Consider the following 18,878-nt stretch of genomic DNA (forward strand, 5'->3'; position numbering starts at 1 on the left):
TTATCTGGTTTCAGCCATTAATTCCCGCCCGATCAGCATCCGGCGGATTTCTGAAGTCCCTGCACCGATTTCGTATAATTTGGCATCGCGCCACAGCCGTGCCGCGGCATAATCATTCGTATAGCCGCAACCGCCGAGTGTCTGGATTGTCTCTCCGGCCATCCATGTTGCTTTTTCCGCAGCATAGAGAATGGCGCTTGCCGCATCTTTGCGCAGGGTTCTGGAGTGATCATTGCGATCGCATACCGCACCGACAGCATAGACATAGGCACGCACGGCCTGCCATGTGGAATACATATCGGCCAACTTGCCCTGCATGAGCTGGAAATCACCGATCGGCTGGCCGAATTGCTTGCGCTCATGCATATAAGGCAGCGTGATATCCATACACGCGGCCATAATGCCAAGTGGTCCACCACTCAAAACCACACGTTCATAATCAAGCCCCGACATCAGAACTTTAACGCCATTGCCCTCGCCGCCGAGCACATTTTCCGTAGGCACAAGGCAATTGTCGAAGAATAGAGGATATGTGTTGGAGCCGCGCATACCAAGCTTATCAAGATGGGCACCATGGCTGAAACCGGCCATACCCTTCTCGACAAGAAAAGCAGTGATACCCTCCGCCCCTTTGCCGGCGCCGGTTCTGGCATAAACAACCAGCACATCCGCATCACCGCCATTGGTAATCCACATTTTCGAGCCGTTGAGGCTATAATGGTCTGTCTGCTTCTGCGCCTGCAATTTCATTGAAACAACATCAGAGCCCGCATCCGGCTCTGACATAGCCAAAGCACCGACATGCTCCCCTGAAATCAGCTTTGGCAAATATCTGGCCTTTTGCGCTGCATTGCCGTTGCGGCGGATTTGATTGACGCAAAGATTGGAATGGGCACTGTAAGACAGGCCGACAGAGGCGGAGGCGCGCGAAATCTCTTCCATCGCCACAATATGCGCCAGATAGCCCATGCCGGTGCCGTCATCTTCTTCCGGTACGGTGAGGCCAAGCAATCCCATCTCCCCGAACTTCTTCCACAGATCGGCAGGAAATTGATTGCTGCTGTCGATATATGCCGCGCGGGGTGCAATTTCCGCCTCAGCGAATGCACGTACACTATCCCGCAGCTGGGCGATTTCCTCTCCCAAAAGGAAGTCAAGGCTTGGTGTCATCAACAACAGTCCTCCCAAACCGTTTTGCAGTTTGCCTATGTTGTACCATAAGCCGGTATCTGACTGGCCAGACAGGTTGCAAAATCGGCCATTTACCTACAAACTACGACTATGACGGATCAAATTTTGGCCTCACCTCACACAGGAAAAGCAGCTGCGGTCATCCCTGCGGCCTTTGTCCGTTGTATTTTGCAGGCCTACGTAAAATATGGGGCAGATCCTGCCGCAGCATTGGAAAAGGCACAAATTCCGCCAGAAAGCCTTGCCGATGAGAACGGACGCGTTACACCGGATCAGTTTGAAGACCTGAACTGGGAGGCAATGCAGGAGCTTGATGATGAAGCTCTGGGCTGGTTTTCCCGCAAATTACCGTGGGGCACCTATGGTATGCTTTGCCGCGCCTCCCTTGGTGCCGCAACGCTTGGCATTGCCCTCCATCGCTGGAAGCGCCATCATCGCCTGCTCACGGATGATGTACTGCTCAATCTGGATATTGCCGATGGCATTGCCTCGATCAGTATCACTGAGATGCGGAATCTGGGAGCTTATCGCGAGTTCTGCCTCGTGACATTGCTGCGCTATGTTTTAGGCTTTGCCTGCTGGGCAATTGACAAGAGAATACCGCTTACAACCGCCGAGTTTCCCTATGCGGAACCACAACATGTCGATATTTATCCCAAGCTGTTCTCACCAAAGCTAAAGTTTTCAGCCTCAAACGCACGTATTCAATTCAATGCAGTGTTTTTAGAACGCCCGCTGCAACGGGATGAGGCAGCAATTAACAGCATGCTCAAACGCGCTCTGCCGCTCACTGTTCTGCCCTATAAAAGCGAACATCAGCTGACAAGTCAGGTACGGCGCTTGTTGCGCATGGCGAAAAACGGCCTGCCTGTGGCCGAGGATGTGGCCAGTGTCTTCAACCTGTCAGTACGTAGTTTGCACCGCCATCTCAGTGCGGAAGGAACATCTTTGCGCGCACTGAAAGAACAAGTGCAGACGGAACGTGCCAAAGAGCTGCTCACGCGTTCAGCCCATCCGATCAAACGCGTGGCCTTCCTTGCCGGTTTCAGCAATGAAAAAAGTTTCTCCCGTGCATTCCGCTCCCGCACGAATGAAACACCAAGCGCTTTCAGAAAAAAGTCCCAGACAGGGTACTAAATCTGCAATTCCGGCAGGTTTGCATAAAAAGCTAATGCCTCAGGATTGGCCAACGCCTCCTTGTTGTTAATCGGGCGGTCGTGGATAACATCGCGCACCGCGATTTCAGCGATTTTTCCTGATTTCGTGCGTGGAATATCAGCAATTGCGATAATTTTTGCCGGTACATGGCGCGGCGAAGCACCGCTGCGGATGCGTTGTTTGATTTGTTCCCGCAAGGCATCATCAAGCTCAATCCCCGCGGCAAGACGCACGAACAGCACAATACGCACATCATCTGCAAAATTCTGGCCGATGCAGATTGCTTCGGCAATTTCCGGCATTTGCTCGACCTGATTATAAATCTCGGCGGTGCCGATCCGCACACCACCCGGATTGAGCGTGGCATCAGAACGCCCGTGGATGATGATGCCGCCATGTTCCGTGAGTTCGGCAAAATCACCGTGACACCAAACATTTGCAAAACGGTCGAAATAAGCCGAGCGATATTTCTCACCAGTCGGATCATTCCAGAAACCTGTTGGCTGGCAGGGAAAAGGCTTGGTACAGACAAGCTCGCCTTTGCCATGCATCAACGGCGTGCCGTCCGTGTCCCAAACGGCAACGGCCATACCAAGACCTGCCCCCTGAATTTCACCGCTCCACACCGGCAGAACCGGCACACCCAACACAAAACAAGATACGATATCTGTACCGCCGGAGATGGAAGCAAGGTGGATATCCTGCTTAACAGACTGATAGATATAGGAGAAATTCTCCGGTGAAAGTGGTGATCCGGTAGAAAACACAGCACGCAGATGCGGCAGAAGATGGCTGGTCGCAGGCTCGAGCCCGCTTTTGCGCAAAACATCAATATATTTAGCGGAAGTACCGAAATGGGTCATGTTTTCGGCCTGCGCATAGTCAAACAGCACATTGCCATCGGGATAAAACGGCGATCCGTCATAGAGCAGCAAGGTCGCGCCTGCAGCCAGCCCCGAGACCAACCAGTTCCACATCATCCAGCCACAGGTCGTGAAATAGAACAGCCGGTCGCCTGGTTTAATATCCGCATGCAAGTGGTGTTCTTTGGCATGTTGCAGCAAGGTGCCGCCAGCAGAATGCACAATGCATTTCGGTATGCCGGTTGTGCCCGATGAGAAGAGAATAAACAACGGATGGGCAAAAGGAAGTTGATTGAACTGCAATTCTGATGGTGCGAATTGTTCCGCAGCCTGATCGAAAGTCAGACATTTTACCGGTGTACCATTTTGAATCTCACGGGAAACGTCTTCAGCAGTGCCCAGATAATCAACGATCAGCACCGCTTGCAGGGACGGCAATTGCGGCACAATCTGTTCTAATTTTTCACCGGTTGGCTGCGCCTTGCCATTATACCAATAGCCATCGCAAGTGATAAACAGCTTAGGCAATATTTGACCAAAACGATCCAGCACACCTTGTACACCAAAATCAGGTGAACAGGACGACCAGACTGCACCAATGGAAGCACAGGCCAGCATAGCGGCAATGCTTTGCGGCATATTGGGCAGCATGGCCGCCACGCGGTCACCGGCCTGCACACCTTGCGCCAACATGAACTGCTGTAATTGCGAGACCACATCCCGCAGCTGATCGCAGGACAGGCGTGAACGGACACGATCCTCACCACGAAATACCAGAGCATCATCACTGCCGGTTTTTTGCAGCAGGTTTTCAGCAAAATTCAGTTTCGCATCGGGAAAGAACCGCGCGGCCAGCATATTGTCGGCATTAATCAGAATGCGAGCGCCTTTATGGCCAATAATACCGCACTCATCCCATATCAGAGGCCAGAACACTTCCGGTCGCTCAACAGACCAGTCATGCATTTGCTGATAGGTCTCAAGAGGTAAACCGCTGATACTCCGGGCTTTTACGGCAAAAGCAGTCAGATTTGCCTCAGCAATCTTTTGTGCCGATGGCTGCCATAAAGGCTCGGAACCAGCTCCGTTCGAATTAACACCTGTGTTCATCCGGCTCTCCTCCCCAACGCATTATCGCTGTTTTTGAGAAGAAGACAAAGTCTTGATTGGACTTTCTCAAATGATGGCAGGTGCCTTATTTAGACAAAGTTTGATCACAAAAAGTCGGTAATTAAGGTATCGCCCGAAGCAGACTTTTTTATGCCGATCAATGCTTTAAGTCATGGTGTGGCAGTTTTTGCACTCTTAAAATATCAATGACTTACAAGAAGCGGTGCCACACCTAAAAAGAGACAATCCGGATAAAAAATCTGCTCATAACAGATAAATTACCGCCCCCATACTTATCCTGTTATTGACCCGGCGATACACGTAATCTACGGTACCCTGCATAGCGGAGCGATTCATGTCTGCATCAATCATTATCAGAACAAAACGTGAAGAACTACAATTAACGCAAAAAGAATTGGCTGTTCGTCTGGGCCTTGAAGAGAACGGGGAAAGAACCGTTCGCGGATGGGAAAACGGTGAACATGCCCCGAATACACATATGCTTTTGGAAATTAAAAATTTGACCAGTTCGCCGCGCTTTCCATCCCCTGAGAATCCGACTTTTAAATTCATCGATTTGTTTGCAGGCATCGGAGGCATCCGTCTGCCGTTTCAGGAACTCGGCGGTGAATGCGTCTTCACATCTGAGTGGGATAAATTTGCGCAGAAGACCTATCAGGCAAACTTCGGCGAGAAACCAAGCGGAGATATCACCCAGATCCCTGCCCGCGATATTCCTGAACATGATGTGCTGCTGGCCGGCTTTCCGTGTCAGGCGTTTTCACAGGCAGGCTTAAGACAGGGCTTTTCTGATACCCGCGGAACCATGTTCTTTGAAATCCAGCGTATCCTTGCTGCGCGCCGGCCGGCAGCCTTCCTGCTTGAAAATGTGAAGCAGTTACGTGGTCACGACAAAGGACGTACACTTAAAACCATTCTGGATATCCTCAACGGCCGCACAGTGCCTGATTTACCCGATGATATTCCGATGTCCGAGGAAGCCCGTGCAAGTCTCTCACAGAGCTTGAACTACGAAGTCAGCTATGAGGTATTACGGGCTGCGGACTTTGGTGTACCGCAAAATCGTGAGCGCGTTTATATCGTCGGCTTCAACCGCGACAAATTTCCGGATATCAACCTGAAAGATTTCTTCAGCAGCCTTAAGAAACCAGGCACTGCCAAGCTTGGGACTGTTCTGGAGAACAACAAAAACGTAGATCCTAAATATACGATCTCTGACCGCCTCTATGCCGGCCACATAAGGCGCAAAGAAGAGCACAAAGCCAAAGGCAATGGTTTCGGATACAGCCTCTTCACTAAGGAGAGCCCGTACTGCAACACGATCAGTGCGCGTTATTACAAGGACGGCAGTGAGATCCTGATTGATCAGTCTGATATCGGGCAAAACCCAAGGAAACTGACACCAAAGGAATGTCTGCGTATTCAGGGCTTCCCAGAGAACTATGATTTAAGTGCTGTCTCTGACGTACAACTTTACAAACAATTCGGAAATTCTGTGTCAGTACCGGTAATCAGGGCTATTGCTAAAAGTATAACCCAATTAGTTTCTAACTCACAACCAGGCCAATTTGATTAGTAACAGAATCAATCCTTCATGCTATAAAGTATGCATTGCGATGTAAGGCACTAAGGATTGTAATGAATGCCAATTAATTTTTTCGATCTAGATGCAATTCGGCCAGACATTACATTATCAGATGAGAATTTGACTGACTTTAAAATTCCACAGATAATAAAGAATAAACTCGAAACAAAACTTGGTGAAGATTACAAGTTCAATGACTACACTTTTTCCAAAAAAATAAAGGGGAATAATACAGCATTATTCCCAAGTCAGTATGTTAATTATGCACGTATTTACAAGCCATACGCAGAATCACTTTATACTTACATAAAACTTTATGAAAAAATAAGAAACGACATCATAAAGGAAGCAAATGAAACAAATCAAAATATAGATGAATTATATGAAATAATATCAAATAATAATTCACTATCATCTCACTTCGCTAACGATAAGGATATACTTTTATTTTCAAATCTATTTTCGGGAAAAAATAACTCAATAACAAAATCCGCATTTAATATTAAGTCTGGAAAATTAATTGCTAGATCGACTGAGGACGTATTTTCTTCAGGAGTACTATCTGCAATAAATACACCAAATAATAATGCACAATATTTTGGTGTATTTATATTTGATATATGTGAAGCGGGTGATTTATACGAATTTATATCCGATGAAATTCACTACTCATCCAATACAAGCCCGGCCTCGGTGCGGGGAAAAAATATTTTATATTACGGCGCTCCGGGCACAGGTAAGAGCTACCAGATAGATCAGAACACAAAGGACCAGGAAACAGTCCGCACTGTATTCCATCCTGACACACAGAATAGTGATTTTGTGGGAACCCTAAAGCCCGCGAATGACAACGGAACTCTATCCTACCGGTTCTCACCTGGGCCATTTGCTAAAGCCTTAGCGAAAGCAAAACTGAACCCAGATAAACATATATACTTAATAATTGAGGAACTTAATAGGGCACCTGCTGCGGCAGTTTTTGGTGAAATATTTTTATTGTTAGATCGGAAATCCGACGGAAGCAGCTCCTACGAGATAGACTTTCCTTCAGAGGAATTTCAAAACTGGTACAAAGAAAAGACTGGCGACAACGCAGAGAAATTTGGCCTACCTGAGAATCTTTCCATTTACGCAACAATGAACTCAGCAGATCAAGGCGTATTTCCACTCGACACCGCATTTAGACGCCGATGGCTTTCTGAATATATAGCGATTACTCCATCTAAAGCTCCGAATGGCATTATAAAAATTCAAAGAGAAGGTGGAGAGAAATATTATAAGTGGAGTAACTTCCTCGCGCATCTAAACGACTACTTGATAAAACAACTTAAAATCGATGAAGACCGGCTTATTGGCCATAGGTTCATGTCTGATTACGAACTTAAAAAAGAAAAGCTGTCAGGAAAGCTGCTAATATATCTCTGGGATGATTTACTTCGTCATCACAAACGAGACGTTTTATTCAACTCAGCTTATCAAACATACGGAAGTCTGCACGAGGCGAATGAATACACACAACAAATATTCTCAAAAGACTTTCTTGATGAATTAGGTCCAGAACTTCAAACTACAAGTTCTGATTCAGATGAGGAAAATGCATTAGAGATATCAAACTCATGATTTTTCAACCAGTCATGATAATATGAAGTTAAAAATTTTGCATCCGCAAATATTTAAAGATCGTCATTCCGCCGATGAACTTAAGAAAAAGCATTGGCGGCTGTACGATTATCTTGTCCGGTACGGAGCTATATCTCCTGATCGGAAGCGAGTTCAATTCACGGGTCTGGTAACACTCGGAGCAAATGAAACTTACTGTTTTGTGCCGAGAAAGTCACTTCCTGTCAGCGGGGCAACGATCTCGCAAGAAATTCAATGCGCTCAGCTGACGATGAATGTGCTTAAAAAATTCGGCACCAGTGCACAAAGAGCAGCCATCCATTACAGCGAAGGTGAATCCGGTATTATTGCGCCGGTTATATCCGAACTTGCGCGTGATTACCGCGAGCACGGTATATATAGCGAGCGCCTTAAGGTGCATGGGATTAATGCTGGAAAAACAAACTGGCCCGCAACCATAGCTAAAGAGCTGCCCTACCCGAGCGGTAATACAGCAGTGTATATAGACTTCCGCACAACAAAGCCCCTGCGCTCAGAGGATAATTTTCTCGCTACAATTCAATCCGTAATTATAGCGGAAATATACGACAAACACTTTTGGTGGCTTAAGGAAGAGTTCGGGAATACAAAGCGCCCCTCACCGCAACGAGTACGTTGGCATAGGGATCAATGGCCACAGCTATTGCGAAAATTCATGCGCGGCCTCTATTCCGCACGATCCATTCACCTCGCCAAACTGCTGATTGAATACCTTAAAGCAGAGAATGATAATCCTGAAGGATCCTTTTTCTGCGGATTACGCGATTTCCATACAGTATGGGAACATATGCTGGCCAAAACGCTGGCCGGCGCGGAACCTTTATGGAATACTAAGTTACCAAAGCCACATTATATAACCACTACTGGAGTGGCTTATGAGGCTTCTGGAATGCGTACGGATATCGTATTGCGCCATGCTGATCGGCTTATAGTGGTCGATGCAAAATACTATGCAGGCACCAGCACTCAAAATTCACCTGGTATTCCGGATATTATTAAGCAAATTGCTTACAAAACGGCCATAGAAACCATTGAGCCCGACGTACCTGTTGAAACATGCTTCGTTTTCCCAACGCAAGAAAACCATCACAGCACTTACGACCGGATAGAATTTCTTTCATCAGGGAAGAAAACTGTACCTGATTTTCCACCTGTTCACTGTTACTACCTAAGCATCAATACGGTTATGGAAAATTATCTGAAAAACAAAACAATCAAACTTTTAAAAGCATAAAGCTCGAGGTTGGTATGCGGGTAATCGTATCTTTGTTCGGAAATAACAATGTTGCATGGAATGACTGCCTCAGGGACAGCAAAATCCTTACAATTATAGATCCTGCGATGTTTCCATATTGGGAAAAAAAAGATCGGAACGGATTTATTGACTACGCTATTAAGTTTGTAAAATCGAGCCGAGGCAATACGGTTCCCCGTAGTACGGCATCAAGGTGGTATAACTTCTCAGAATGTGCCTCGAACACAAACGGTGACCTGTGGTTGCATCGCGAAGAAGATAAGCTCTGGTGGACCATTACAAAAAATGAAGATTATTACATCCTCAATGAACCTGCACGTCCACCCCATATAACCGGGCCGTTTATATCAATTAATAAAGCTTCGCAGAAATGGTCTGACAGAAGCAAAAAAGGTGTACCGTTACGATTATCGTCATTACCTTCTCTCGTTGTCAGATCAATTACAAATCAAAGCACACAAATCAGCCCTGATAGAGAGGTCGCTGAATTTATAATTGCACTCATCAATGACCATGATGTCAGCCCATGGACATCCAAGCCTAAATGGACCTCAGACGCTAAACAATCGAAGAAAAATCCTGTTACGCATTTTTCACCAGAACAAATTGCGGCATACAGAATGGCTAGTACAGCATTTGAAACAGTCAAGAAGGCAGACGGAAGAACGATTGAATCTACCGCAAAGATCAAAAACATTATCGATTTCACTGAGGAGGAACTACGTAAACACGTAGAGGATCTCATCTCTGATCAAGAAGGCATATGTGCTCTAACAGAGCTACCACTTCAATTTGATACTGATCTGGATGACCCTGAGCTCAGTGCTTCTCTGGATAGAATTGACAGCAATGGCCATTATGAAAAAGGCAATTTGCAGATTGTTTGTAAATTTGCGAACAGATGGAAAGGCGCTGACGATAACAGTGGTTTCTTGCGGTTAATGGGTCTGATAAAACCATAACAGAATTTAAAGGTCGCCGACACATATGACCGACGTGCACAGCCCTGCAATACGCAGCAAAAACATGGCTGCGATCAAGGGCAAAGATACAAAGCCCGAAATGAAGATCCGGAAGATGCTGCACGCGGCCGGCTTCCGGTATCGTCTTCATGTTAAAGATCTTCCCGGAAAGCCGGATCTCGTTTTACCCAAATACAAAGCGGTAATCTTCGTGCATGGCTGCTTTTGGCACATGCACGATTGTGATCAATTCAAATTACCAAAATCCAATCAGGAGTTCTGGATTAATAAACTCAGCCGAAATAAGAAAAATGACGAACTGCATCAAACCGCACTCATCTCGGCCGGTTGGCGTGTCTGTACTATTTGGGAATGCAGCTTAAAAGGACCTGCTAAACTATCAGACAACCAAATTTATAACACTATAGTGGATTGGCTATATGCTGCTTCCAATGAAGTAAATATATCAGGAAAATGTAAATAACAAAATTTCAATATCAAAATCATTCTATATCTCAACTACCTTTTATTAAATATCTCGACGTTCAGAAACTCCGCGAAGTTCATCAACATCATTTTTGACAATTTTAGAATGAAAAAACTCACAATATTTGTAAGATTTATATTTTGTGAATAATGTTTGATAAACAGCAGACGGATTCGCGTAACCCGCATTTCGCCTTAAGAGGATTTTATTGTGGCTAAGTTTAGCATTCGGGCCAGAACAATTGATTTATTAGGCCGGCAGCAAATTGCCAGCATATCAACGGCAATTAGTGAATTATTTAAAAACGCGCACGACGCATATGCTGATAATGCTGAGGTAGATTATTTTCGTGACGACGGGTTATTTATACTCAGGGATGACGGCCTAGGGATGACCCGTGAAGCGTTTGAGGAAAGATGGCTCACTATCGGAACCGACAGCAAAGTAGGATCCAAAGCTGGCCTTTCCAGTCCTCCTGCGGATCCGAATAAATCAGCGCGACCTCTTTTAGGTGAAAAAGGTATCGGCCGATTAGCTATTGCAGTGATTGGACGTCAAGTTTTAGTTCTAACCAGAGCTAAAGTTGACGGACAATCTCAACCATATATCACTGCTGCATACATTCATTGGGGATTATTTGAGCTCCCTGGTATTGATCTAGATGAATTAACAATTCCTGTAGAAGTTTTTGACATCGGTAAAATACCTAACGGCCATGACGTTAAAGCTATGGTTTCTCAAGCTAAGAATAGCCTTGAAGAATTAGCCAGAATGATAAATGTCGAAGCGCTTCAAGATATAATAAACACGGCTATAAAATCCGACCAGACAATTGAGCCAGAAACTTTGCTTTACGAAGCAAAACGCACAGAGCTCGGGTCATACCAAACCAATAACACAATCAGCTTTAAATCTATTCAAGCACTGATTAATCAGGCAAAATTAGTACAAAAAAATATTGATCCAAATGCCCTTCAGGTAATATTGAATTATTCCAAGCCATTAGAATCCCGTATATCTGCTGATAATCTGAATTCTATTCTACAAGAAATGGATAATTTCACAGTAGATCCAGAAAATATTTACACATATTTATCAGGATCCACCTTCAAAGATGATGAAACAGGAACTCATTTTTTCATTCTACCAGCAGATAGTATTATTCAAGATGATATTGATACACGGGAGGAATCCGACGTGCCAACTCGTTTTGAACGAAATCTGATTGGCTTCACTAATACTATGACACCTAATATCTCTCCCCCTAACATTGCTGTTAAATTTAGAGACTATATTGACGAAGGTGCGCCTATTGAGCGCCTAGGGGATCAGATATTCTTTACGCCTGAAGAATTTTTGTCTGTTGACCATCAGTTCCATGGCCATTTCGATGAATATGGTCAATTTCAAGGAACTATAAGTATTTATCAAAAAAAACCGGTTGATTATGTATTAAATGGACCAAATACTAACGGACGCAAGACTCTATGCGGACCATTTAGTGTTTCAATTGCAGTTATCCAACCAGATACAAAACATACACGTGTAGACCATGCAATACATGCTAGTATAAAAACTAAAATGAATCGGCACGGAGGACTATATATATATAAGGATGGTATACGTGTACAACCTTATGGCGGATCGGATTATGATTTTCTCGCCATTGAAAGAAGAAGAACTAAAAAAGCATCTACACATTATTATTCATTCCGCAACATGATGGGAGCAATTACTCTTAATCAATTTGACAACAATCGTTTAGTTGAGAAAGCTGGTCGTGAAGGCTTCCGAGAAGACAAAGCTTATCGGCAATTCAGAAGTATACTAATAAATTTCTTTACAAATACTGCCACTGATTTTTTCAATGAAGGTGGAAAGTATTCTGAGGAATGGTCGGAAGTTAAAAACGAATTAACCAGACTTGATGCTGTACGAAAAAAATATCAAAAGCAATCAAAAGGCAAGAAGGATAGCTTTGAAAAGCATTTAGATACGTTTTTTGATAGGTGTGATAATGATGAGTTTAACTCTGAAGTTAAAGCCCTACATTCAAATTTTGTTGATATATTAAATCGTGAAGCGACTAGTGATCGAACTGTTGAGCAAAAAAGTCATACAGTTAGCCTGATCGAAGCTAACTTCAAGTCAGAGCTAAAACAAATAAGAAATAAAGCTCAAATTAAAAAACCTTCAGGCGTAGGGTTGAGTAAAGAACAGCTAAATAAATGGCTCTCCTATCAAAATCAATTTGCACAACTAAAAACCCATCTATTCCAAGATGTCGAAGATCAATTTGAGAAAATGATTACGTCTTATGCTCACTCAGGCGTTATAAATCTGAGTGTATCAGAGAGATTAGACTCAACAATTAAGGGCTTAGGTGAGCGTGCATCACAAAGCATTCACACTCTAAAAAAACAAACCGAAGAAACCTTAACACAACTTAACTCATCAGTCCGAGAAAAAACGAAAAAAAGTTTTCGTACTATGAGCTCAACAGTTGAAGAAATTATGGGCGAATTGCAGCGCCTCGGAAATGACCTCCCAGCTGAGTTTGATTATACTTCACAAAGAAACAACTTTGAAGAGCGCGTAAATGATACATATCAATCAGAGGAAGATCAGCTGAATGCATTATATCAGCAATTAGAGTCTGTACTCTCATTTACCTATCAGCAAAGCGTAAATCTGGTCGATGTAACAGAAGCCTTAGAAGAAGAGAATATTGCTCTGCGAGAGCGTCAAGATGTAGATTTAGAGCTTACCCAAATAGGTATGGCGCTCAACACCATCAATCATGAGTTTGGTAAAACTGCTGCTAGCTTAAGAGACGGAATTCGCCGTTTAAGCTCTTGGGCAAATGCCAATCCGAATCTTGAGCAAGTGTACAATGATCTACGTGTCAGTTTTGAACACCTTGACAATTATTTAAATCTTTTCACGCCACTAGACCGTCGTTTAGAACGTAAAAAAGTACTTTTTTATGGATCTGAAATATATCAATACTTAACAGATGTTTTTCAACAGACGATACAAAATAAAAACATAAAACTGCATGCAAGTGATGATTTTAAGAACAAAGAATTTGTAGGCTATAGATCTGATTACTACCCTGTATTCATCAATCTTGTCGACAATGCACTCTATTGGGCAACTCAATCAAACAACAATGAGAGACAAGTCGAATTAATCCTTGATGATGGTGATATTTGTATACGAGATACAGGGCCTGGTGTCAGTCATAAAGATATATATAATATATTTGAGATGAATTTCAGTCGAAAACCAGGAGGAAGAGGCTTAGGACTACACATAACCAAACAAATACTACATCGCTTAGGTCACGACTTAATGGTTGACGAGCCAAAAATTAACAATGGTGCAACCTTCCGTATAACTCTTGGTATGAATAAGAAGAAGCAAAATGGCATTTTCTAATGATCAATTGGCTGCGGCCCACGCGTTCGCTCAAACAATGATTGTTTTTGATGATCAACCTAGTGATGGAAAAATTAATTTTTCCAATGTAGAAAAATTAAGTAAACCCAGCCGTGGAAATCAGACTAGCTCTACTTTACCAGTGAGCGAGGATACAGAAAGTGCACCTCTGCCATCTCATCCGCTCAACGCTAGAGCACTAGTACAAGCAGCAATTAAGTCGGGAATAATCTGCTCGGTTGTCAATCCGACTGGCGACGAAGACAATGTTGTTGAAGGAGTCGTTATGGCTGCTCGCAGAGCAGACATAATATCTCTTGATTGGAATATTCAATCTTCATCAGGGCCAAGTGATAATGGAAAACTAGCTACTGAAATAATTGCGCGTATATTGGAGAAGGATTTAGAAATCGGTTCCAGATTACGCCTTATCGCCATATATAGTGGTGAAGTAAGTAGTGAAAAGATCTATAATTCAATCAAAACCGCATTAGCAAAAAAAAGTTTTATTTTTACGTATTCACTTGACGACAATGCTCTTACATACAAAAAAAATGTAAGAATTGTATTCAAAAAAAAGAAAACAAACTCTCGAGAAGATGGATTGGGTGTAAGTGAGGAGAACCTACCAAAGGAATTACTTGAAGAGTTTTCTAAACTCTCATCTGGCCTGCTGACGAATGTAGCACTAGCAACCATTGCTCAATTGAGAGACACAACTCATCATATATTGAGTAAATTTACGTCTGATATGGACGCACCATATTTCCATCACCACTCAAAATTGAAGGGCAACGAAAGCTCAAAAGACTACGCGGTATCTATCATACTTAGCGCTTTAAAAGCTGAGATAGAAAAATCAAAAGTTACAGAAACATATACATCCGAAGAAGCAATAAAAAATAGAATTGATCTCTATAAATCAAATAATTCAACATTTAAATTTACTTACGAGAGCAAAAAAGGGCAAAAAGTATTTAATTTAAGAAAAGAAGATATATATGATATTGTCATTAAAGGCTACGATGGCTGGTCCGAAGAAAGCAGAAAAGAAGCAAAATCAATAAAAGATAACACTAATAATAGCATTCCATCGAAAGGAGATGTAGAAAAAAATCTTACCAATACGTTCCATGACAACTCAACTGATGCAAGTAATTCCATGAAAAAATTCATGCTTATTACCAGCACCCAATCAACTGAGTTAAGTGAAATCCATAAAAAAACTCCTCCTAGATTAGGCTTAGGATCGGTATTGCAAAATTCCGACAGTGAATATTATCTTTGTTTGCAAGCTACATGTGACACTGTGCGTGGAGATGGATATTTTTTCTTTATTCCACTTGATATTGCTGAAAAAAATGCAGTTGCTCAAATCATTACTCCCAATGTAACATCTGATTCAGATGACAATCTTATTGAGTTAGTTATCCCTAAGAGATGCTATACAAAATCTTTATCAATTCCGTTTGGAGCAATAACCAAAGAAAAGCCTTATATTGACGTGATTTATAATCAAAGTTCTAAAAAATACTTGATCAAGGCAGAGGATGGTAAAGAATATCGGTGGCTTGCAAATTTGAAGTATAAGAAAGCCCTTCAACTTGCACAGCTTGTAAGTCATGAACTGGCTCGTGTTGGTTATGATCAATTTGAGCCCTTTCGTGAATAGTTTATTCTTGGGAAATAAGCACCGATTTAATTTGAAGTGCATGCCGCCTGATAAATTCAGGCGGCAATGCATTACCAATCATTAATGCAACACGACCTCGTCCTTTTGACAGGTCGAATTTATAGTATGCAGGGAAACTTTGAAACAATGCTGCCTCCCTCAAAGTAATTGCTCTGTTTTCCGCAGGATGCAAATAACGCCCTTTGGATGGATTATCACAACCACTCGTCATTGTTGGAGCAACCCGATCCCACCACATTCGTCCATACACATCACGAAATCCTGTTTTTTTGTCTTTATGACACTTTAAAACAAGATGCTCAGGTAACGAACCTCGAGAGCCACCATCGACAGGTATGCTTTCAATAATTTGCTGTACATTATCAGCACGAATGGGAATGTGATCATGAAGCGGATCTCCGGAAGAGCCAACCGGAGCTAATGCTGCTCTTGTCAAACACGAACGAACTGTCGCATGTACCGTCTTTTGGGCTGCTTCGACCTGCCCAAATCTTGTGGCCATCATTATCATTCTACGACGCCGCTGAGGCACACCATAATCAGCTGCATCTTCGATTTGAACTGTCCTTCGTCCGACCTTATAACCAAGAGTTGACAGACGTCGCAAAAAAACAACCATGCGCGCGTCATATGCCAAAGCCGGAACATTTTCCATCATCACAGCTTTTGGCAGCAGTCCCTCTACAAGCCGTAAAAACTCAAACATCAATTCATTACGATCATCATTAAAGGACAGTGCTTTTTTTCTTGTTCTTAGCGTTGAAAAGCCCTGACATGGGGGACATCCCGCCAGCAAATCAAGCTCACCACGTTTAAGATTTAGCTGCTTACGTAATTCTGCAACCCCAAGTTTTCGAATATCACGTTTGTAGCTTATTACGTCCGGATGATTAAGCAGATAACTTTTATGCGGGATCTCCTCCAGTTCAACTGAAGCCAAGACTTTGAACCCAGCTTGCTTAAGACCCAGTGTCAGCCCGCCGGCTCCACAAAAAAGATCAATAGCTGTCGGTTTTTTCCCGCGATTTTCCGCCACCAAAGCAGGTTCCTTTAAAGTCCGAATTATTACTACGCATAAACAGATGTGCTTAACGCGCTTTACATATGCAAAGCACTATATGGCTTTAACTAAGAATTGTTTAGCATAAAGGATCGTTGTAAACACATTTTCAGTTTAACAAAACCATCCAACTCTTTGAAAAATATTGCGGTGAAAAATGACGATAAAATGGATACAGCATGTTCCGTTCAAAGGTTACAACAATTCCGGCTCATCAAACCAAAATTTTCTATATCAATCCGACAACATTTTTGTAATGGACAATCACAGGGCTGCTCTTTGGTGCTGGGCACAACTCACAGACCTCTCCCAACCACACCAACTTTTACACATAGACCGGCATTACGATACTCTAACCGGTCAATTAGATGAGTGGATACAACGCCTTCCTGACATTAAAGGAAGCATCGACGATTATTTAGGTGCCAATTATCGAATTAATGACATCTCATGCCCTGTTATCCGATGGGATAACTATCTCTCGATTCACATTGAACAATTTGGTGTTCACCTGACTGACTTCATTTCAGCAACACATAATGAGGGAGACAAACCAAAATATAAAAACATAACCGAAAAAATGCCTTGGGCAATTCCTGATAATTTAGAATACTGGCTAGAAAACAATCCAAATAAACTGATTGTAAACATTGATCTTGATTATTTTTATGCGACAAAGGATGAAACGTGCATCCAAATGTTTAGCGACGAATATATTAGCAATATTTTCGAAACTATAAATCGACTGAACGAGAAAGACAAAATATCTGTCATAACACTTTGTCTAACTCCGGATTCCTATACACCAGGATGGAAAGAAACTGAAGCGATGGCTACCAAGGTACTTTCTATCCTTGGCAAGCAATTTAGTTTATCCGCATAAAAGATCAGTCTGCAAAATTCAGATCCAAACATAAGGCCTGATTGTTTTCTGTCTGCTTATATATCTTTGCAAATAAACACCGCTATCATTTTCATCTGCCGAAAACTAAATGGAACAACGGTGTGATTTTTGCTGCTACAAACCCACCTACACCAATCATAAGCATCAGCATCCAGCGGGCACCCTTCGCCTGAGTGAGTAGCTGATGCATTTCTGTGACCTTTGCGTCCAGATCATCAATCTTGCGCTCAAGCTGCTCAACCTTCCCCTCCATACGGATAACTCTGTCTCTCGTGTCCTGTGTCGGCGTTGCCATCACCAGCACCCCGCTTTTTTCCCATAGGCATTATGACCCGCAACGCCTTTGCCTGCGCTCTGATCATTTACAGCCAAATAGACCGCCGTCTCCGGCTTAACTCTGATCTTCTGCCAGCCCGCGCAATTGCTCGCACTGGTCGCGCATCCCGCCAAGCTCAATACACAGAGCAATGCCATCCATATTGTCGATTGTCTCATTAATCCCTGCCCTGTTCTGGATTGCCTGTGTCACAGCTTGGGCGGCTTTCATTGCCGCCCGTTGCTTGCCGTCATGAATTCCGAGTGCATAAAAAAAAGAGGCCTGAAACTGCCCCTCCGATTACCGCGCCAATGATGTGTTGAAGTGTCAGCCTCATCAGAGAGCCTCAATCAGTTTAGCGATCTTGGCTTTGACCGGCGGCATGGAATAAATTGCATAGCCCGCAATACCGCCGACAATGACCACGGAAGCCAATTGTACGCGCCAATCCAGCAAACCAAGCGCAGGTAAAGCCGCAGCCGTCAGCCACGTCCAGAAGCGTTTGGACTTACCGACTGGCTCGGTGTTTTCTGGTACCGGCAGAACCTCGTTGGCCGGCGCTTCGATAACCTGTTCAACGCCATACCCCTCAGCAAGTAACAGCTTGTCATACGCACGGGCATAGCCTGCAATCAGATCGGCCTTATCCATCAGGTTGACGATGCGTCGAGCACTACGGAAGTCAGACTTTTGCAAAGTGATGTAATCGGACAGTTTCTTACCCGTGAACCAGCCCTCTTGCATACCAATGATGAGGATTGGCGCAGCGTATTCCGGCTTCAACAGAAGCTTAGGATTACCCACGAAGTCAACACCAAGCGCCTTTCCAGCCTTCACGTAGTTCTCCCGCCATGTGATCTGAACATATCCGCGCCCGATATAAGGCCAGTATTTCTTTGAACGAATATACCGGTCACCGCCTTTCTCATTGATCGGCTTCATAGTATGCGCGGTTTCATGGTACGCAGTCGCCAGCACATAGGCCATTTGATTGCGCAATAGTCCATGCTCTCGCCCCGCCTCAATCAAGAGACGAGTATCGCCAAGATTCATATTCATGGAGCTTCCTTTGGATAATAAAAAACCGCCTCAAGGGGCGGCTATTTGGGAAATTTGCCTTCCAGGCACATACATCCTATGGGAAGGCTTCATCGTTAATCTTTATGGGGTGAA

15 protein-coding genes are annotated in these 18,878 nt (G+C 43.6%); 9 read left to right on the forward strand and 6 right to left on the reverse strand.

Annotated features, from left to right (window positions below):
- Positions 1-1,170 carry an isovaleryl-CoA dehydrogenase gene (locus LDL70_RS07275; RefSeq protein ID WP_304651008.1) on the reverse strand — a complete coding sequence of 390 codons (1,170 nt, stop codon included), beginning with the start codon at positions 1,168-1,170 and terminating at the stop codon, positions 1-3.
- Positions 1,171-1,296: 126 nt separating this feature from the next.
- Here LDL70_RS07275 and LDL70_RS07280 point away from each other — a divergent pair, with 126 nt between their 5' ends.
- On the forward strand, positions 1,297-2,328 hold the full coding sequence (locus tag LDL70_RS07280; protein WP_225688095.1) for an AraC family transcriptional regulator: 1,032 nt from the start codon (positions 1,297-1,299) through the stop codon (positions 2,326-2,328).
- Here LDL70_RS07280 and LDL70_RS07285 read toward each other — a convergent pair.
- Entirely contained in the window at positions 2,325-4,322 is a 1,998-nt protein-coding gene (locus tag LDL70_RS07285; RefSeq protein WP_225688097.1) for an acetoacetate--CoA ligase, read from the reverse strand. The genes LDL70_RS07280 and LDL70_RS07285 overlap by 4 nt on opposite strands.
- Before the next feature lie 355 nt (positions 4,323-4,677).
- Between LDL70_RS07285 and dcm the strand changes: the two genes are divergently transcribed.
- The 7 genes from dcm (at position 4,678) to LDL70_RS07320 (ending at position 15,404) form a co-directional block, all read left to right on the forward strand.
- On the forward strand, positions 4,678-5,919 hold the full coding sequence (gene dcm, locus LDL70_RS07290) for a DNA (cytosine-5-)-methyltransferase (protein ID WP_225688099.1): 1,242 nt from the start codon (positions 4,678-4,680) through the stop codon (positions 5,917-5,919).
- A 66-nt stretch (positions 5,920-5,985) separates the two neighbouring features.
- Positions 5,986-7,548, forward strand: a complete 1,563-nt coding sequence (locus tag LDL70_RS07295) for an McrB family protein (protein ID WP_225688101.1) — start codon at positions 5,986-5,988, stop codon at positions 7,546-7,548.
- A 22-nt stretch (positions 7,549-7,570) separates the two neighbouring features.
- Positions 7,571-8,821, forward strand: coding sequence for an LlaJI family restriction endonuclease (locus LDL70_RS07300; RefSeq protein ID WP_225688103.1), 1,251 nt, complete (start codon positions 7,571-7,573; stop codon positions 8,819-8,821).
- 263 nt (positions 8,822-9,084) lie between these two features.
- Positions 9,085-9,804, forward strand: coding sequence for a hypothetical protein (locus LDL70_RS07305; RefSeq protein ID WP_225688105.1), 720 nt, complete (start codon positions 9,085-9,087; stop codon positions 9,802-9,804).
- A 64-nt stretch (positions 9,805-9,868) separates the two neighbouring features.
- Entirely contained in the window at positions 9,869-10,288 is a 420-nt protein-coding gene (locus LDL70_RS07310) for a very short patch repair endonuclease (protein ID WP_370637790.1), read from the forward strand.
- A gap of 213 nt (positions 10,289-10,501) precedes the next feature.
- Positions 10,502-13,732: an ATP-binding protein gene (locus tag LDL70_RS07315; RefSeq protein WP_225688109.1), complete on the forward strand. Its 3,231-nt coding sequence runs from the start codon at positions 10,502-10,504 to the stop codon at positions 13,730-13,732.
- Positions 13,719-15,404, forward strand: coding sequence for a response regulator receiver domain (locus tag LDL70_RS07320; protein WP_225688111.1), 1,686 nt, complete (start codon positions 13,719-13,721; stop codon positions 15,402-15,404). The genes LDL70_RS07315 and LDL70_RS07320 overlap by 14 nt, the downstream gene beginning before the upstream one ends.
- Before the next feature lies 1 nt (position 15,405).
- Here LDL70_RS07320 and LDL70_RS07325 read toward each other — a convergent pair whose 3' ends face one another.
- Positions 15,406-16,461: a DNA cytosine methyltransferase gene (locus LDL70_RS07325; protein WP_225688457.1), complete on the reverse strand. Its 1,056-nt coding sequence runs from the start codon at positions 16,459-16,461 to the stop codon at positions 15,406-15,408.
- 181 nt (positions 16,462-16,642) lie between these two features.
- On the opposite strand from LDL70_RS07325, the gene LDL70_RS07330 reads away from it, so the two are divergent.
- Positions 16,643-17,368, forward strand: a complete 726-nt coding sequence (locus LDL70_RS07330) for a UPF0489 family protein (RefSeq protein WP_225688113.1) — start codon at positions 16,643-16,645, stop codon at positions 17,366-17,368.
- Between the two features lie 91 nt (positions 17,369-17,459).
- On the opposite strand, the gene LDL70_RS07335 is transcribed toward LDL70_RS07330, so the two are convergent.
- The 3 genes from LDL70_RS07335 to LDL70_RS07345 form a co-directional block, all read right to left on the reverse strand.
- Positions 17,460-17,684, reverse strand: a complete 225-nt coding sequence (locus LDL70_RS07335; RefSeq protein WP_225688115.1) for a hypothetical protein — start codon at positions 17,682-17,684, stop codon at positions 17,460-17,462.
- 96 nt (positions 17,685-17,780) lie between these two features.
- The gene (locus tag LDL70_RS07340) at positions 17,781-17,936 is read right to left on the reverse strand and encodes a hypothetical protein (RefSeq protein ID WP_225688117.1); all 156 of its coding nucleotides are present in this window, start codon (positions 17,934-17,936) and stop codon (positions 17,781-17,783) included.
- Positions 17,937-18,041: 105 nt separating this feature from the next.
- Complete coding sequence (locus LDL70_RS07345; RefSeq protein ID WP_225688119.1) at positions 18,042-18,764, reverse strand: glycoside hydrolase family 19 protein; 723 nt, start codon at positions 18,762-18,764, stop codon at positions 18,042-18,044.
- Between the last annotated feature and the right edge of the window lie 114 nt (positions 18,765-18,878).

It is taken from the genome of Pseudochrobactrum sp. XF203, from assembly GCF_020341615.1.
Lineage (GTDB): Bacteria > Pseudomonadota > Alphaproteobacteria > Rhizobiales > Rhizobiaceae > Pseudochrobactrum > Pseudochrobactrum saccharolyticum.

What these genes read in the sequence shown, in the direction of transcription:
- LDL70_RS07330 (WP_225688113.1), top strand. Translation starts at nt 16,643, where the DNA reads ATGACGATAAAATGGATACAGCATGTTCCGTTCAAAGGTTACAACAAT.
- LDL70_RS07310 (WP_370637790.1), top strand. Translation starts at nt 9,869, where the DNA reads ATGGCTGCGATCAAGGGCAAAGATACAAAGCCCGAAATGAAGATCCGG.
- LDL70_RS07335 (WP_225688115.1), bottom strand. Translation starts at nt 17,684, where the DNA reads ATGGCAACGCCGACACAGGACACGAGAGACAGAGTTATCCGTATGGAG.
- LDL70_RS07340 (WP_225688117.1), bottom strand. Translation starts at nt 17,936, where the DNA reads ATGAAAGCCGCCCAAGCTGTGACACAGGCAATCCAGAACAGGGCAGGG.
- LDL70_RS07285 (WP_225688097.1), bottom strand. Translation starts at nt 4,322, where the DNA reads ATGAACACAGGTGTTAATTCGAACGGAGCTGGTTCCGAGCCTTTATGG.
- LDL70_RS07295 (WP_225688101.1), top strand. Translation starts at nt 5,986, where the DNA reads ATGCCAATTAATTTTTTCGATCTAGATGCAATTCGGCCAGACATTACA.
- LDL70_RS07345 (WP_225688119.1), bottom strand. Translation starts at nt 18,764, where the DNA reads ATGAATATGAATCTTGGCGATACTCGTCTCTTGATTGAGGCGGGGCGA.
- LDL70_RS07320 (WP_225688111.1), top strand. Translation starts at nt 13,719, where the DNA reads ATGGCATTTTCTAATGATCAATTGGCTGCGGCCCACGCGTTCGCTCAA.
- dcm (WP_225688099.1), top strand. Translation starts at nt 4,678, where the DNA reads ATGTCTGCATCAATCATTATCAGAACAAAACGTGAAGAACTACAATTA.
- LDL70_RS07300 (WP_225688103.1), top strand. Translation starts at nt 7,571, where the DNA reads ATGAAGTTAAAAATTTTGCATCCGCAAATATTTAAAGATCGTCATTCC.
- LDL70_RS07275 (WP_304651008.1), bottom strand. Translation starts at nt 1,170, where the DNA reads ATGACACCAAGCCTTGACTTCCTTTTGGGAGAGGAAATCGCCCAGCTG.